Below are 16,284 nucleotides of genomic sequence, written 5' to 3'. Positions count from 1 at the left end.
ATTAATTTTCCTTTGCCAGTTGCTTACCCATAAGCAATGGCTTGAAATCTACAGGCTTTAAATAATCACCGTAAACCCGTATAAGCTCATCGATCCATAATACATCAATATCACCAGGGTTAGGGTATTGAAGTGACCAATTTGGAAGTACACCCGTATGTGGATTCAATATTCTCGTACTCAATTTTAGAGCCGACGCCCAAGGAGGAGAAATTGACTCGCCGTCAGGGCTAAAACTCCGCTCCCCATTACACCAAGCAAGAAATTCAATCCAAAAATCATGATCAAAATGCCATCGCTCCCATAGATCGCGATGAAACTGATGAATATATGCTGCAACAGTAACTCTCGCTGCCCAAATCCCCTGCTCAGTAGCAGTATCAGGAAATTTTATGCAGCCTGAGAATCTCGCCCACTGATTTGCCAATGCTTTAAGTCGTCGTGGATTTGGTGGCAAACAAATTTTGTCGCCCACGCACAAATTAAATGCATTAACATAATCCGTGCATACGGAAGCTGACAACAGCAAACTAAATAAAGCACTTGAGTCTGGGGGGAGAGGCAGCCTATAAATATCAGTACATATTTTTTCCAAGTAATGACTTGCTCGCAAGCTTAACTCGCCAAGGCTGGCATTTCCAGGGGCGGAAATCTCCTCTCTAATAGCATCAGTCAGAACACTTTCATTCATACCTAAAACAAACACACAGCTTGGGATATTGAGATAAATCTTCAACCCCTCCAACAATCTGAACGCTGCCTTGGGATTACAACGATCAAGATCATCGATAAACACTACAATTCGAGAGTTATTACCTTTGGGCAAGAGGCTTAGAATCGTCTCGTGAAGATGTTTACGTATAGAATCTGAGTTTAATATTTGTGCGTGATGCTGAAGCTCCCACTGCTCTCCAATTTTCTGTATCTTTTCTCCGCTTGGGACAGCTTCAACTCCAATGGCTTTACCTACATCACTCAAACCATCTAATGTATAACGTAACGCAATCTCTCCCAGCTTCAGAAACTTCGCTTTCACAATAGGCATAACCGATAGTTGGCGACGAATTTCTTGCAGCAGCGCCACCACAGGCGTCAATTCATTCTGATAACGCCAAGCATCAAACCAAACAGTTACTACACCTTTATTGGCTTGATGTTTTTTGAAATATTTACCTTTACACACAGAGCCATCTTCATCGAAATTCCCGCCTAATCGATGCTGCATTTGTCTCATAAAACTAGTTTTACCGCTCCCCCAGTTTCCATGAATCCCAAGCACATGCGGCGCAGAGCAATTAGCCACCCTATTGGAAATTCTTTCAAGCTCGCAATCCCAGGCCAGCTTATCATCCAAAGTAGGCAGGTCATCTAGCAGAACAGATAACTCCATGTGAAGAATAACTCCCAATCCATTAAAGCTTAAATAGAATCTTACTATATAAGTCTAGAGCAACCACTTCCAACCCAAATACTTATCCCCTAGCTTATGAAGGTGAGTGTAACGCCTCAATGAGTTCCAGTCTCTATGCCCAGAGACACTTGACACCCTAGGAATGTCCCAGTCCATCTCAAACAGACGACTCACACCTTCGTGCCTCAGATCATGGAAGTGCAGATCCTCAATCCCCAAGAGCGGGCACGCCCGCGTAAACGATGCAGATACGGACCTGGAGTTGTACGGAAAGATCTCCCGCTCGATCCTGGGCATGCTCTGCAGGATCGTCCAAGCCTCATCCGGCAAATGGCACCACACATCGTTGCCAATCTTCTGTCCGGGGTTTTTCATATCACGCACCAGGACGGCCTGCCGGGACTCGTCGAGATCATCCCAGCGGATCCGCGTGATCTCCTCCTGCCGGCGCGTCGAGAAGAGTGCAAATGCAATCATTTTCGGCATGTTGATAGACTCAGGTCGACGAACCTGCATTTCAAAAAAGTGCCCCATCAACTTGTCCAACTCGTCGAGCGTCGGCCGACGGTTACGCTCCTTGCTCTTGCTCACCATTCCCAGCTTTCGCAGCACCTTGCGCGCGTCGGGCATGGCCAGCGGATCTACCTCGTAGCCCCACGCCGGTCGCGCCACGGACAGAACCGCACCCAGATGCGAGAGATCATTACCGACCGTCTGCGCCTGAACTGCGCCACCCTCCTTACTCATCCGCCACTGAGCAAATTCCACGAGTTTCTGACTGGTCAGAGCCGAGTCGTCGAGATCCCCCAACCAGGTATCCTTGATCGCCTTCAAAGTCGCATTCTTGGTCTTGCCCAGTGGCCGGATCTTCTCGTACTCGTCGAGGTACTGCTCAATCATCTTCCTGATCGTCACACCCTTACGGTTTGCACGCTCAATTGCACCCGGCTCTGCCAGCTCCGTCTCACGCCGTTTGATCCAAGCCTGCGCAACCTGCTTTCGGTCGAAGGTTTGGCTTTCCTGATAAACTGTGCGCCCGTCCCGATTGATCCGTATCTGCGCCGTGTAGGCCGTCGAGTTGTCCTTGCGCTTGCGTGATGTGATCGTGCCCATTTCCAGTTGCTACATTGCCGAATTCGCTTGCTACATTGTAGCAAGCGACCTCAGAAAACAAGGAAAAATGGGTAAAAACCGCTGTATAAAAGATCAGTATCAATGAATTTCGAAAAACCTGAAGCGCCCGTAAACATTAGCCATACCCGTTCCGAGCCATCTCGCCGCTTCAGTGTGGCGCCGATGATGGATTGGACTGACCGTCACTGCCGGTACTTCCTACGCATCCTGTCGAAAAACGCTCTGCTCTACACCGAAATGGTCACCACCGGCGCTCTGCTCAACGGCGATCACGAGCGTTTCCTCCGTCACAACGAAGCCGAGCATCCGCTGGCGTTGCAGTTGGGCGGTAGTGTCCCGCTGGACCTGGCCGCTTGCGCGCGCATGGCGCAGGAGCATGGTTACGACGAGGTGAATCTGAACGTTGGCTGCCCGAGTGATCGGGTGCAGAACAATATGATCGGTGCGTGCCTGATGGGGCATCCGCAGTTGGTGGCGGATTGTGTGAAGGCGATGCGGGATGCGGTGTCGATTCCAGTGACGGTGAAGCATCGGATCGGGATCAATGGGCGGGACAGTTATGAGGAGCTGTGCGATTTCGTCGGCACGGTGCGCGATGCCGGGTGCACCAGTTTTACGGTGCATGCGCGGATTGCGATTCTGGAGGGGTTGTCGCCGAAGGAGAACCGTGACATTCCGCCGTTGCGTTATGACGTGGCGGCGCGGTTGAAGGCGGATTTTCCTGAGCTGGAGTTCATTCTGAACGGCGGGATCAAGACGATGGAGGCCTGCCATGAGCATTTGCAGACCTTTGACGGGGTGATGCTGGGGCGCGAGGCCTATCACAATCCTTATCTGCTGGCCGAGGTGGATCAGCAGTTGTTCGGCAGTACCGCGCCGGTGATCAGCCGGGCCGAGGCGCTGGCGCAGTTGCGGCCTTATATAGCCGAGCATTTGCTGGCCGGCGGCGCGATGCATCACATCACTAGGCATGTGCTGGGCCTGGGCACCGGGTTCCCGGGGGCGCGCAAGTTTCGTCAGTTGTTGTCGGTGGATATCCACAAGGCCAAGGATCCGCTGGCGTTGCTGGATCAGGCGGCGGAGTTGCTGGCCGGGCGTTGAGGCCCGGCCTGCGCGGCTGAGGGTCAGGCGGCTGCGGCCGCCGTCCAGTTGACCCAACCAAATTGCCAGGTGGCAAGGATCAGCAAGCCGAAGCCGATCCGATACCAGGCGAAAGTGGCGTAGCTGTGGTTCGCAATGAACTTCAGCAGGCCGCGCACGGCGATCATCGCGAAGATGAACGCTACGACGAAGCCCAGGGCGAAGACCGGCAGGTCGCTGCTCTGGAACAGTTCGCGGTACTTGTAGCCGGAATACACCGCAGCGCCGACCATGGTCGGCATCGCCAGGAAGAACGAGAACTCCGTGGCGGCCTTGCGTGACAGGCCGAACAGCAGACCGCCGATGATGGTGGAACCGGAGCGCGACGTGCCCGGAATCATCGCCAGGCACTGTACGCAACCGATCTTCAGCGCGTCGGCCCACTTCATGTCGTCCACATGGTCGACGCTCACTACATGATCGCGCTGCTCGGCCCACAACATCACGATGCCCCCCACGACCAATGCGACCGCTACGGTGATCGGGTTGAACAGGTATTCATGAATCGTGTCGGCGAATAACACGCCGAGAATGACTGCCGGGAAAAAGGCGATCAGCAGATTGCGGGTAAAACGCTGGGCATTGCTTTGGGTCGGCAGGCCTTTGACGATCTCGATGATCTTCGGGCGAAACTCCCAGACCACGGCCAGAATGGCGCCCAGTTGAATAATGATGTTGAACGCCATGGCGCGTTCACCGCCGAACTCCAGCAAGTCGGCAACGATAATCTGGTGGCCCGTACTGGAAATGGGCAGGAACTCGGTCAGGCCTTCTACCGCCCCAAGAATCAGCACCTTGAACAAGGTCAGTAAATCCATTAATCCTCCGTCAGAGCGCTCTTTGCGGGCGCCCTGTTAAATGCATTCAGGCATTGAGTATCTGAAGTAAAACAATTGGCAGATGCGCACCCATTGCCCGACTCGGGGACGGAGAATATGTCTTATCAAAAGCCACACTCAAGGCATGTTAATAAACGTCCGTGTGTGAACTTGTCGACGTTATAGCCAAAAGACAGGCCTCCCCATAAAATGTGACCCACCTCACACTGCTCTGATACGTATGCAGTTGAGTGATGGCCAAGGGACATAAAAACAGCTCGCGATAATTACAAAATAGTGGCACCATTCCATATTGCCACCATCTAACGGCCTCAATTCCGTTAGTTCACAGCCTCGAAAAAATCAACTAAAAGCTTGAATCGCTTAATTATTGTTAGAAAACTCGGGAGCCACGTCTAAAATTCGTCCAAATGTTACCAATTGTCAGTCACAGATGAGAACCGGTGCTTTAACATCCCGATGTCAGCACCTTTTCGAGTCAATGCATGATGCTCACAGGTAACTTAGCGACTAGAAGCCCGCGCCGCACAAGCGACGAACCAGGTGTTCTCACCCTGGGTCGTACCCGTGGCGTGGCTGAACACTTTAGCGCGCTAATCGCAAAGCATGTGCAGAGCGGTGTGGCTGTTGAAGCCGACGCCTACATTAGTTCATATCAGCACAACGAATATCACGGCCTGTATCGGGCGATCTTCATTATCATCGACAGCCCTCAGGCACTCGAAGATAACCTTGCGCTGGTGGAAAACCTGCGCAACGACAACTTGAAGCCGATTATTTGTGCAGTGATCACGGGTCGCGGCGCCCACAACAAGATCAAGTACTTTCTGGCCGGTGCCGACTTCTGTATCAAACTCAATACCTTGTCCGATGAAAGCGCGGAACTGCTGGGTGAGTTCTTCGACAGCGAAGAATGGCAGCGGGATATCAGCCTGGTGCTGGACCCCACCCGCATCTGCCTCTCGGACACCAGCAAGAAACTGGATATCTCCTTTGCCGAAATGAAGATCCTGCAAGCCTTTGCGCAGACCGGCAATCACATTCTCAGCCACGATGAAATCGCCAGCATCATGGGGCTGAACACCCAATTCTACGACCCTCGAGCGCTGGAAAAATCCATCAGCCGCTTGCGTGGGAAAATCAAGGACGTGTACGGTACGAACGCCATACAGAGCATTCGCGGGTATGGCTATCGTCTGATGAGGGGGTTGATCTCAACTCCTTGATTCAGGGAAAACACTCTTTTGCAGCATACGAGGGAACGTCTGATGCAACGCTTCAAACATCCGCTTTCTCATAGTTTTAACCGCGTCACATATCTAATAAAAAGCTGTCAATTGCATGAGCGCTGCAACACTTAAACATAACAATAAACCATTACTCTAACGCAGACCGAGTGGAACTTATCGAGGCCATCTTTGGGCCCAGACCCTGCCTGATCGATTAATTCCGAGGAAAACATTGCTCGCCTGCCATTATTTTTCGCCAAATTTGGTGTGTACTTTAGGAGAGAGACATGGAAACCAGCACGACCCTCCCAAGAAAATACTTTGTTGTCGTGACTAACAGCTCAGCGTCGCAACGCGAACTCGAGAGCATTCTCTCCAGTGAGCGTTTCAATTCGTTTGGCACGTCTCAGGCACAAATGTTTATTGAAGGTGTTGCTTCGCCCTCTTCCACTCCGATGCTGATGGAGTTCACTTACCCACGCGGCACAAGGAAGCATGTCGCACGTAGCATCGAACATGATACCCAGCGCATATTGGCCACCCTCGAATCGGAATGGCTGGCAGCACAATCGGCGCATTCATTCCACAATTCCACGGCCATGTCCGAAAACCCCGCTGATACTTCCCGAACGATCGAATCCGACGCGCCCTGCACCCAAGCCTGGCATCTGGACAATGATCAGGGTGCATTGACGAAAGAAGGCGTCGAAATCAGTCTCACCGGGCTTGAAACCGCACTGGTCCGCAAGATGCTGCACCATGAAGATCGCGTTGTCAGTCGCGACGATCTGATCCTCAGCATCGGCCGCGAGCCGGAGCAATACCGGGGACTGGAAATGTGCCTGAGCCGTCTTCAAGACAAATTCAAGAACGCCAGCAACGGTGAACGATTGTTTCGTGCCGTGCGCAATCGCGGTTATTGCCTGATCCAGGAAGTTGTTGCCTAAACAACATCCCTCACTACAAGACAAACAGATACAAGTGCGATTACAAAAATAAAAAAGCACTCTGTTTGGTTTCTCCCCTCCCTGGTTATACCCGCCTCCTGACCCCACCTACGATAGCAAACACAATATTGGTTATTCACCCCCTGCCTTTCGACCTTTTCTAACGTTTGCATATTGGAAATTTAAATAAGTTGGCACTGTGCCATCTTGTTAGAACTCGTCAGACAGCATCCCCGGCAATAACTTAGTCTATTGACTGACGACAGTTCCGCATTCCGGCGTTGTTACCTCAGGACACTGGCTCAAACAACAATAACAAGTCTCTTAACAACTCGGTTTTCTACTGTCGAAACCTGAATGGACGTCTTTTGGGGATATCGTATGGATCTTTCTCTTCGTATCAATCGAAACACCGGCCTCAAGGGACTGACCTTTTGGGGCCAATGGGCGCTGGCACAGAGTTTCATTGTTTCCCTGTTGTTCATATTGGCCGAACAGCACACGGGCACCGTCGAGTTCTACTATCGGATGTGCACGATCCTGGCCGTACTGGCCTCGGTGCCGGCTTATACCTTCAGCGGCGCGTATCGAAAGCGAGACAATTACCTGACCGGGCTGGGTCGACTGTTCATGGGCTGGTTCATGACCATGGCCGGGCTGGCGTTCATCGCCTTCATCTGCAAGGCCGATGCGCTGTTCTCCCGCCAGGTCATTCTTGAATGGGCGGTGTACGGTTTCCTCGGTCAGGCGCTGTTGTACGCACCGCTGCATGCGTTCTCGAAGTTCTACCAGCGGTCGCGCAAAAGCGAACACAAGACCCTGATCGTCGGCACCGGCGAACTGGCGCTGGGCCTGGCGAAGAAGTTGAGCCAGCACGAAAACCTGCCGCTGGTCGGCCTGGTCAGCAACGGCGATACCCCGTCGCTGGAAGCGGACGCCCCGCGCGTTGTCGGCGCCCAGGACGAACTGCTTGAGCTGATCCAGAACCACGACATCCGCCGGCTGTACATCACGCTGCCGCTGTCGGAAGCCGCCAAGATCGAGGCGATGTATGTGGACTTGCTGGATGCCAACGTTGACGTGGTCTGGGTGCCGGATCTGAACAGCCTGACACTGCTCAATCACTCGGTGAAAGTCGTGGACGGTCTGCCGGCGATCTACCTCAACGAAAGCCCGCTGACCAGCCGCCCGACCGCTGCGCTGAGCAAGAGCCTGGTGGAGAAAGCCGTCGCCCTGCTGGCCATCATCCTGTTGAGCCCGGTGCTGCTGGCCGTGGCCCTGGCGGTGAAACTCAACTCGCCGGGCCCGGTGTTCTTCAAACAGGATCGCCACGGCTGGAACGGCAAGGTGATCAAGGTCTGGAAATTTCGCTCGATGCGCGTTCACGATGACCGTGACGTCAAGCAGGCCAGCCGCAACGATTCGCGCATTACCGCGGTCGGTCGCTTCATCCGTCGCACTTCGCTGGATGAGCTGCCGCAACTGTTCAACGTGCTGCAAGGGCACATGGCACTGGTCGGCCCACGTCCGCACGCGGTGGCGCACAACAACTACTACTCGGGCAAGATCCTCGCCTACATGGCCCGCCACCGAATCAAACCGGGTATCACTGGCCTGGCACAGATCAGCGGTTGCCGGGGCGAGACAGACACTCTCGACAAGATGGAAAAGCGTGTTGAGATCGACCTGAAGTACATCAACAACTGGTCGCTGTGGCTGGATCTGAAAATTCTGGTGAAGACGCCGTTTACGCTGCTTTCGAAGGATATTTACTGAGACGCAGCGTTTGAGAAGGCAACACCGCAAGGGGACGAAAGTCCCCTTTTTTGTGGGCGGGATTTGGGGGTTGGCGGAGGGCTCTGCGGCCGAGGAAAGTCTGATGATTTGATGTCGGCTGAGCGGACGCCTTCGCGGGCAAGCCCGCTCCCACAGGTTTTTGGGTGATGCCGTAATCTTCAGCATTCCCCGATCCTTGTGGGAGTGGGCTTGGTCCGGGCGGCGATCCGACGAAAGCGCCGGATCATTCAACACCAGGTTTGAACCTGCCAACCACCCGCAACACACCAGCTCCCACAGCAATCACGGCTGCATCAAGATCCCCCTTCACCACAAACCAAAACGGGAGCCATCAGGCTCCCGCTTTAACTTCCCGCTCTCCCGAACCTACTCGGTAATCTTCCCGAAGTTGCGGTAGAACATGTCCCCTTCCCGACTGTCGGTCATCGAATGCAGCTGGAAGCTGCGGTTGAGCCGCGCGCCACCGTCACGGGTCAGCGGTGCCCACACCAGGTTGGCGCGGCGCATGGTCGACATGCTCATCATTTCGTCGAACGGGATCGACAGGTACAGCCCCTTGTCGAAACTACCCTCGCCATACTCGGCGCTGCCGGCGGTGGTGATGGTCGCCCAGGCGCCAAAGCGCACGCCGTTGAAGAACTCGCGGGAGATGTCCACCGTGCCGCCGAAGTCGCCGGCCAGGTAACGCCCGACACTGACCGCGGCCAGCGTGTCGAACGGCAGGTCGGTGTAGCCGGTGATGTGGCCGGTCCAGACCGAGTAATCCTGCAGGCCGAAACCCTGGTCGAACTCACGCTGACGCACGTAGTTCAGGTCCGCACCGATCGACCAGCGCTTGCCGGTCGGACGAAACAGCACCTCGCCCCCGACCCCGGCGAACATCGATTCCAGATAACCGCCGTAGACCATGCCGTACAAATCCTTGTCCAGTTGCTCGGCATGACTGACCTGGAACAGCGGCATGGTGGTGTCCGACGTGGTCAGGTACTGACGCAAGTCGGTGCGCACACGCGGCAGGCCGCTGGGCGCGTCGTAGGTGAACTTGTCGAAGTTGTTGATCAGGTTCTGACTCAGCAGACCGTTCCACCAGGTGTTGCGGTTGAAGCGGTACTCGGCGTCCAGATCCGCCGTGAACTGATAGAGCAAACCATCGGGGCCGCCGACGTTCTGTTTGAAGCCCAGGCCGACGCCGTAATTGAAGTGCTGCGGCGCTTCGGTGTAGAGGGTTTTCTCGTTGCGCGGCATTGCCGGGTTGATCTCGGTGGTGCGGTGCAGCGATTCCAGCGGCTCTTCGTTGTTGATCACTTCGCGGAAGGTCTGCCGCGGCACGCTGGTTTCTTCCAGCGGCAGGTCGTAGCGTTTGTTGACCACGGTGAACCAGTCGATGTCGTCGTTGACGCTGTTGTCGAGAATCCGGCTCGCACGGCCAACCGCCTTGGGCGAATGGAAATAGCGCTGCTGCTCGCCGTACACGATCAGTTCGGAATCGCGCTGGGTGATGCGCTCGACCTTGTAGCCGGCGTTCTGCTGCAAACGGCGCGACACGTCGGCCCAGTTGACCTCTTCCATGGTCGCGGTTGGCGCCTTCGCCGGCAGCGGTTCGGCCGGTGGGTCGAAGGTCTTGGCCGGGGCCTTGCGACTGACGAAATTGGTGTGGAACGTGACGCCGAACATCGCCGTGTTGCCGCGCTCCCAGGCCGCACTCAGATCGACGGAATCGGTCACCTTGAACACCGCACCGAGGTTGATCGGCGAGTCCTGCTTGATGATGTTGTCCTTGGGCTCGTGCTTGTAGTCGTTGCCTTCGTATTCGAGTTTCAGGCTGAGGCGGTCCCAGGGCGTCTGGTAACTCACGCCGCCGAAAAACGACGGCTTGCCGCGAAAGTACGAGCCGGCGTTGACGTCACCGGTGCCTTCCAGATCAGGGCGGGTGTTGAAGCGGTCACTGATCGAACCCAACGGGTTGTCGACATCGCCGCGATTACCGATGTAACCCCAGGCGATGCCGGCGCTGAAATCGAAATTGTCATAGCGCTTGTTGGCGACGAAGAATTCACTGGCAAACAAACCGGTACCGCCGATGTCTCGAAAGCCCAGCGCCACTTCCGGCGCCCAGTGGCTTTCCTGCCACAGCCGGACCTTGGCGTCGACCGCCTTGTCCTTATAGCTCTGGCTGCCGCTCAGCGCTTCTGAACCGTACGGACGGTTGGTGATGGCGGTGTAGCGAAACGAACCTTCCAGCCAGTCGAGCGGCTGCAACGAAACGCTGTATCGGCTGTACGGCTCGGTACGGTTGGCGTTGACGCTCAACTCACCGGCGGGCGACATGCGCGCGGTCGGGGTCTGCAACAGACCGACGCCGCCAAAATCATTCTGGGTAATCCGAGGCTCGGCATGCACCAGGCCACACGGCAATAACAACACAGCTGCAAAACGCAAATTCAACGAACCACCTCAGCCAACTGCGTGGCAATCAATTCGGCCAACTGCTGATTCAGTTCAGGGACAGGCGGATCCAGATCATCGTTTTTCACCGGCACCAGAATCTTGCTGCCGGCCACGGGCATCTGCCCGCTCTCGCGGTTCCAGTGGGCGATGCCGACCCGCCGCGATTCGCCGTTGGGCTGGATCAGCCACAGGTAATCGGCATCGGCGTCGGCCTCCAGCAACGTGCAGCCCTGCAGGTATTCGCGGGCCTCCTGCAACGGCTGATAAGGCAAGCGGCACGGCTCGGCGACCGCGCCCAGCACTTCGACCTCATCGACCCGTTTCGGGTAGATCAGTTGATCGCCATCGTCGAGGCGGATGTTGCGGGCGAAGCCGACTTCCACCGCCACCGGATCGAGATCGGCGATCTGCCGCCCGGTCACCGGCATCTGCCGGACCTGCTCGGCCAGGCGCTGGGCGAGCGCCGCACGACTCGGCTTGTCAAACAGCATGGCCATGCGCTGCAGCACGTCCAGATCGAACAGCACGCCGACCTTCAGCCGCGTCTGTTCTTCCAGCAATGACTGACGCAACAGGACGCCCGCCAGCCAGTAGCCTTCGGCATTCGGCACGGCCTCGCCGATCACATCGCGCAAACGTCCGCCCGCCGGCAATTCGATCGGGCCCGGGTTGGCGACATCACCGCTGACGATGACCGCGGCCTCGCTGGCACCGGCAAGCAACATCAGGCACGCCGAGAGCGCTCTTAGCCGCTTCACGGGACATGCCTGCGGTCAGGGGTCAGCTGCACGATCCTGACCCGCAACTGCGAGGTCAGTTGCTGTTCACTCTGCACAATGAAACCGTCCACCGGATCGACCCAGTAACGGTTGGTCGCGCGCAGGCCGATGGCCGGCGCGTCAATCTGCTCATCGACGCGCAGCACGGAGTATTCCTTGTCGAGAATGTCGAGGGTTTCCAGGGATTTTCGGGAGAAGCGGCTGTTTACGATGATCCCGACTTCCTGGCCCTTGTAGAGGTCGATCCAGCGGCGGCTGGTGTAGCCGTCGGTGATGCGATGCAGGCCCTGTTTGAACGGCGAGTCATCGGACAGACGCGTGCCGTCCAGATCACCCTCCACGCCCAGGCCCACAGTGCGCATGGCCAGGCCGTCGCGCATCAGCAGCACCTGCTTGCCGGAGGCGACCCAGAACTGCAGGTCCTCGCGCTCGCGCACCAGCGCCAACACCCCGGAACCGGACGGCGTGGTCAGTTTGAGTTGGGGATACTTGACCCCCGCGACCTGCTCCGCCGACACGTCCAGTTCATCCGGCCCGATGACGGCGGACTTGAGGTTGTTCAACGAAGCGCTCATCAGCGGATTGCAGCCACTCAACAAAACGGCCGCCATCAGGCACACGCCCACTTTCAACGTTTTCACAGTCGGCGGCCTTATTTGCTGTTGTTACTGTATTCGCTCCAGTTCTTCGCAGCGGAAGCCCCCGTCCCGACAATCGATGCCGACGGCACCAACTGGCTGATCAGGCGATTCCAGCGAGTCACGTTGGCAGGCCCGACATAGACCACGTCCTGAGGCCGCACTTCGAAGTGCGAGGCGAGCGCCATGGCGGTCGGCGATTCGGCTTCAAGCTGATAGATTTTCGCCGGCTCCACGTCGAGGTTTTCCACCCCGCGAATCACGTACACAGCGTTGCCGTTGGAGGTGGTCTGGCTCAAACCGCCGACCGAGCCGAGCACGTCGGACAGGTTCATGGTGGCGGTCTTGAAGCTCAGCGCACGGGGCTGGTTGACCTCGCCCATCACGTAGATGCGCTTGTTGTCGTTGTACGGCAAATACAGCTGATCGCCTCCCTTGAGGTAGACGTTCTGCAATTCGGAATCCTGCTGATTCAGCGCGTCGAGATTGAGCGGATAAACCCGCCCGTTGCGCGTCAGCATCAGCCCCGACAAGTCGGCATTGTTGGTATCGACACCGGCCGAACCGAGGGCCTCGACCACGCTCAGCGGGTTGGTCGAAATCGCCTGGGGGCCGGCCTTGGTGACGGCGCCCGAGACCACGACTTTCTGACTGGCGAAACGCAGCACCGCGACATCCACTTGCGGCTCGGCAATGAACGCCGAGAGACGTTGCTCGATGTCCGAGCGCAGTTGCTGGATGGTTTTGCCGGCGGCCTGGACTTCCTTGATGTACGGGTAATACAAGGTGCCGTCGGAACGCACCAGACGGCCGTTGGCGTCGATCTGCTGTTGCGCACCCGAAGGGGCGGTCAGCTCGGGGTGATCCCAGACCGTGATGTACAGCACATCGTTGCTGCCGATGCGGTATTCGGCCGGGGTCGCCAACAACTCCGCCGGCACCGACTCACGCTTGTACGTGGCGCGGTTCATGGCAATGAGCTTGGGGGTGATCGGAATGAGCTCGACCCGGCTGCTTTCGCTGGCGCCCTGGCGCGTGATGCTACTGGTGCTCAGGTACTGGCCGGGGGAGAACATGCAACCTTGCAAAGCGATACTTGCCAACAATAAAAGAGAAAAACGACGGGTCATAATGGCACTACGCTATTCAAGGGCGAATCCAAAAACAAAGTCACCCGACTTTCGTCGGGCGACCCTGTACTGCACCAACAGATACTTCAGTTAGTTGTGCGTGCCGGTTGTACCCGTGGTACCGGTGGTACCCGTTGTACCGCCGTTGGCACTTCCACCACTGTTGGACGCCGCTACAGCACTGGCGACCATGGCAGTACTGGCAGCAGGCGCTGTAGAAGCCGCGACACTGCCAGATACATTGGTCACTGCTGTAAGCGGCGCTTCAGCTGCGGAGGCCCAGTTGCTCAACATCGTCAACAGGGCGATCGCCATCACTTTCTTCATATCAACTCCTTTCTAACATCGCACCTGAACATCGGGTGTTGGTTAGAGGTGGTAGAGTTCAAGTCGCAAAAAGCGCGAACAAGATCCGTTGTTCTTTCACAGTCTTACGCAACTGATAAAAGTCGAACGGCAGGTTTATATCTACGGACTTGCAAAAGGCATTGCCAGTCTAATTTCCCGACGATATCTAACAACCTGACTGAAACTAACATTGCACTAAAACGCCATCATCCCTGATAACCCCGGGGATGATTCGATTGCCAGCGCCAGGTGTCGGTGACCATGTCCTGCAAGTTGCGTGTGGCTTTCCAGCCGAGTTCCTTGGCTGCCTTGGAGGCGTCGGCCCAGCTCTCGGCAATGTCCCCGGAACGCCGTGGCATCACCCGGTAAGGCACTGGCTGCCCGCAGGCCTGTTCGAAAGCCCGCAGCACCTGCAACACGCTGTAGCCGTCGCCGGTGCCGAGGTTCCAGGTATGAATGCCAGTGCGGTCGGCGATGGTTTGCAGGGCTTTCAAGTGCCCGTCCGCCAGGTCGACGACGTGGATGTAATCACGCACGCCGGTGCCGTCGACCGTCGGGTAGTCGTCGCCGAAGATCGACAACTCCTTGAGGCTGCCGACCGCCACCTGGCTGATGTAAGGCACCAGATTGTTAGGAATGCCGTTGGGGTCTTCGCCCATCTGCCCGCTGTGATGCGCGCCGATCGGGTTGAAGTAGCGCAGCAGCGCGATGCTCCAGCGCGGTTCGGACTGGCACAGGTCGCGCAGCACGTTCTCGACGATCAGCTTGGACTGGCCGTAGGGATTGGTCGGAGTGCCGGTCGGGAAATCCTCGCGGATCGGCATCTGCGCCGGCTCGCCGTACACCGTGGCGGACGAGCTGAACACCAGCCGAAACACCCCCGCCGCTGCCATTGCCTGGCACAGCGTGATGCTGCCGCTGACGTTGGTTTCGTAGTATTCGAGCGGCTTGCGCACGCTCTCGCCGACAGCCTTGAGCCCGGCGAAGTGCAGCACGGCGTCGATAGCGTGCTGCTGGAAAATCCGGTCCAGCAAGGCCCGGTCACAGACATCCCCGCGAATCATCAGCGCACTTTTGCCGCAAATGGCTTCCACCGCGTGCAAGGCGGCGTCGCTGCTGTTGCAAAGATTATCCAGAACTACAACTTCATAACCTGCTTCAAGTAGTGCAAGTGTGGTGTGCGAGCCGATATAGCCGGCGCCACCCGTTACCAGAATCTTCATAGCGCGGTCCATAAGTGGGAAAAGTGCCAACTCGCGTGTCAAGCGCTGTTTGTTTAATGTGTGTCTTGATTCACACAAACAGCGCGACAACAACCAGAAACAAAAACAGTTCAATCACTGGCTATAAATATTTTTACAAGCCAAACTGTATTGCCTGGTACTTATTAGCACTCCCGCGCATTCATCACTATCAACGGATGCCGACTAAAAATAACCAATAACTGTCAAACCGACATCTCATAACATTGTCGTGTTTTACACTCATTGCTATTTGCCACTCATCTCCCGAGTCAGGTATTAAAGTACAGCTTCAATAACTTGCAACCTTTCGTTATTGCAATAAACGATGGCAGTGCGCCATGAATGACCAGGAAACTTTTATGATCCGTAAATGTTTGTTCCCCGCTGCCGGTTATGGCACGCGTTTCTTGCCGGCCACCAAAGCGATGCCCAAGGAAATGCTGCCGATCGTCAACAAGCCGTTGATCGAATACGCCGTTGAAGAAGCACGGGACGCCGGCCTGCAACACATGGCCATCGTCACCGGACGGGGCAAGCGCGCACTGGAAGACCACTTCGACATCAGCTACGAACTCGAACACCAGATTCGCGGCACCGAGAAAGAGAAGTTTCTGGCCGGCACCCGCGAGCTGATCGACACCTGCACGTTCTCCTACACCCGTCAGGTGGAAATGAAAGGCCTGGGCCACGCGATTCTCAGCGGCCGCCCGTTGATCGGCGACGAGCCTTTCGCCGTGGTACTGGCGGACGACCTGTGCCTGAACCTCGAAGGCGACGGCGTGCTCACGCAGATGATCGAGCTGTACAAGAAATTCCGCTGCTCGATCGTCGCCATCCAGGAAGTCCCGCGCGACCAGACCCACAAGTACGGCGTGATCGCCGGCGAGGCGATTTCCGAGGGCATCTACCGGGTCAACCACATGGTGGAAAAACCGGCCCCGCAAGACGCACCGTCGAACCTGGCGATCATCGGCCGCTACATCCTCACGCCCGACATCTTCGACCTGATCGCCGACACCGAGCCGGGCAAGGGCGGCGAAATCCAGATCACCGACGCCCTGATGAAACAGGCGCAGAACGGTTGCGTGCTGGCCTACAAATTCAAGGGTCTGCGCTTCGACTGCGGCGACGCCGAGGGTTATCTGCAGGCAACCAACTTCTGCTACGACAACGTCTACCTGAAGGGCCGCTGAGCGGCCC

At 56.5% G+C, this 16,284-nt stretch carries 14 protein-coding genes; 5 read left to right on the top strand and 9 right to left on the bottom strand.

Translation table 11 applies throughout. The features are described from left to right. Position 1: 1 nt before the first annotated feature. Positions 2-1,390 carry a KAP family P-loop NTPase fold protein gene (locus L6D74_RS24915; protein WP_236190859.1) on the bottom strand — a complete coding sequence of 463 codons (1,389 nt, stop codon included), beginning with the start codon at positions 1,388-1,390 and terminating at the stop codon, positions 2-4. 54 nt (positions 1,391-1,444) lie between these two features. Continuing rightward, complete coding sequence (locus L6D74_RS24910) at positions 1,445-2,524, bottom strand: site-specific integrase (protein WP_236190858.1); 1,080 nt, start codon at positions 2,522-2,524, stop codon at positions 1,445-1,447. 102 nt (positions 2,525-2,626) lie between these two features. Here L6D74_RS24910 and dusA point away from each other — a divergent pair, with 102 nt between their 5' ends. Beyond that, complete coding sequence (gene dusA / locus L6D74_RS24905; RefSeq protein WP_236190856.1) at positions 2,627-3,646, top strand: tRNA dihydrouridine(20/20a) synthase DusA; 1,020 nt, start codon at positions 2,627-2,629, stop codon at positions 3,644-3,646. Between the two features lie 23 nt (positions 3,647-3,669). Here the strand turns inward: dusA and L6D74_RS24900 are convergent, their stop codons facing one another. Further along, a complete protein-coding gene (locus L6D74_RS24900; protein WP_236190855.1) occupies positions 3,670-4,503 on the bottom strand; it encodes an undecaprenyl-diphosphate phosphatase in 834 nt (277 codons plus the stop codon). 506 nt (positions 4,504-5,009) lie between these two features. On the opposite strand from L6D74_RS24900, the gene L6D74_RS24895 reads away from it, so the two are divergent. From L6D74_RS24895 to L6D74_RS24885, 3 genes are all read left to right on the top strand, one after another. Beyond that, on the top strand, positions 5,010-5,750 hold the full coding sequence (locus tag L6D74_RS24895) for a winged helix-turn-helix domain-containing protein (protein ID WP_039772760.1): 741 nt from the start codon (positions 5,010-5,012) through the stop codon (positions 5,748-5,750). Positions 5,751-6,040: 290 nt separating this feature from the next. Then, the gene (locus L6D74_RS24890; RefSeq protein WP_039772761.1) at positions 6,041-6,700 is read left to right on the top strand and encodes a winged helix-turn-helix domain-containing protein; all 660 of its coding nucleotides are present in this window, start codon (positions 6,041-6,043) and stop codon (positions 6,698-6,700) included. Between the two features lie 381 nt (positions 6,701-7,081). After that, positions 7,082-8,476 carry an undecaprenyl-phosphate glucose phosphotransferase gene (locus L6D74_RS24885; protein ID WP_064598067.1) on the top strand — a complete coding sequence of 465 codons (1,395 nt, stop codon included), beginning with the start codon at positions 7,082-7,084 and terminating at the stop codon, positions 8,474-8,476. A gap of 387 nt (positions 8,477-8,863) precedes the next feature. Here L6D74_RS24885 and L6D74_RS24880 read toward each other — a convergent pair whose 3' ends face one another. From L6D74_RS24880 to galE, 6 genes are all read right to left on the bottom strand, one after another. Further along, positions 8,864-10,942, bottom strand: a complete 2,079-nt coding sequence (locus tag L6D74_RS24880; RefSeq protein ID WP_236190854.1) for a YjbH domain-containing protein — start codon at positions 10,940-10,942, stop codon at positions 8,864-8,866. Then, positions 10,939-11,703, bottom strand: coding sequence for a capsule biosynthesis GfcC family protein (locus L6D74_RS24875; RefSeq protein WP_041475371.1), 765 nt, complete (start codon positions 11,701-11,703; stop codon positions 10,939-10,941). The genes L6D74_RS24880 and L6D74_RS24875 overlap by 4 nt, the downstream gene beginning before the upstream one ends. Next, on the bottom strand, positions 11,700-12,365 hold the full coding sequence (locus tag L6D74_RS24870) for a YjbF family lipoprotein (RefSeq protein ID WP_080770671.1): 666 nt from the start codon (positions 12,363-12,365) through the stop codon (positions 11,700-11,702). The genes L6D74_RS24875 and L6D74_RS24870 overlap by 4 nt, the downstream gene beginning before the upstream one ends. A gap of 11 nt (positions 12,366-12,376) precedes the next feature. Further along, positions 12,377-13,492 (bottom strand): polysaccharide biosynthesis/export family protein, encoded by a 1,116-nt coding sequence (locus tag L6D74_RS24865; RefSeq protein ID WP_172829496.1) that lies wholly within the window; start codon positions 13,490-13,492, stop codon positions 12,377-12,379. Positions 13,493-13,582: 90 nt separating this feature from the next. After that, the gene (locus L6D74_RS24860) at positions 13,583-13,819 is read right to left on the bottom strand and encodes a hypothetical protein (RefSeq protein ID WP_003226528.1); all 237 of its coding nucleotides are present in this window, start codon (positions 13,817-13,819) and stop codon (positions 13,583-13,585) included. Positions 13,820-14,046: 227 nt separating this feature from the next. Beyond that, positions 14,047-15,063 carry a UDP-glucose 4-epimerase GalE gene (gene galE, locus L6D74_RS24855; RefSeq protein WP_039772766.1) on the bottom strand — a complete coding sequence of 339 codons (1,017 nt, stop codon included), beginning with the start codon at positions 15,061-15,063 and terminating at the stop codon, positions 14,047-14,049. Positions 15,064-15,443: 380 nt separating this feature from the next. Here galE and galU point away from each other — a divergent pair, with 380 nt between their 5' ends. Beyond that, positions 15,444-16,277, top strand: coding sequence for a UTP--glucose-1-phosphate uridylyltransferase GalU (galU, locus tag L6D74_RS24850; RefSeq protein ID WP_007951629.1), 834 nt, complete (start codon positions 15,444-15,446; stop codon positions 16,275-16,277). Positions 16,278-16,284: the final 7 nt, after the last annotated feature.

The organism is Pseudomonas pharyngis, from assembly GCF_021602345.1.
Taxonomy (GTDB): Bacteria; Pseudomonadota; Gammaproteobacteria; order Pseudomonadales; family Pseudomonadaceae; genus Aquipseudomonas; species Aquipseudomonas pharyngis.
This window is presented reverse-complemented; position numbering and strand designations above follow the sequence as displayed.

Coding starts and splice junctions, on each gene's coding strand:
- L6D74_RS24915 (WP_236190859.1), bottom strand. CDS start 1,390: ATGGAGTTATCTGTTCTGCTAGATGACCTGCCTACTTTGGATGATAAG.
- L6D74_RS24910 (WP_236190858.1), bottom strand. CDS start 2,524: ATGGGCACGATCACATCACGCAAGCGCAAGGACAACTCGACGGCCTAC.
- dusA (WP_236190856.1), top strand. CDS start 2,627: ATGAATTTCGAAAAACCTGAAGCGCCCGTAAACATTAGCCATACCCGT.
- L6D74_RS24900 (WP_236190855.1), bottom strand. CDS start 4,503: ATGGATTTACTGACCTTGTTCAAGGTGCTGATTCTTGGGGCGGTAGAA.
- L6D74_RS24895 (WP_039772760.1), top strand. CDS start 5,010: ATGATGCTCACAGGTAACTTAGCGACTAGAAGCCCGCGCCGCACAAGC.
- L6D74_RS24890 (WP_039772761.1), top strand. CDS start 6,041: ATGGAAACCAGCACGACCCTCCCAAGAAAATACTTTGTTGTCGTGACT.
- L6D74_RS24885 (WP_064598067.1), top strand. CDS start 7,082: ATGGATCTTTCTCTTCGTATCAATCGAAACACCGGCCTCAAGGGACTG.
- L6D74_RS24865 (WP_172829496.1), bottom strand. CDS start 13,492: ATGACCCGTCGTTTTTCTCTTTTATTGTTGGCAAGTATCGCTTTGCAA.
- L6D74_RS24860 (WP_003226528.1), bottom strand. CDS start 13,819: ATGAAGAAAGTGATGGCGATCGCCCTGTTGACGATGTTGAGCAACTGG.
- galE (WP_039772766.1), bottom strand. CDS start 15,063: ATGAAGATTCTGGTAACGGGTGGCGCCGGCTATATCGGCTCGCACACC.
- galU (WP_007951629.1), top strand. CDS start 15,444: ATGATCCGTAAATGTTTGTTCCCCGCTGCCGGTTATGGCACGCGTTTC.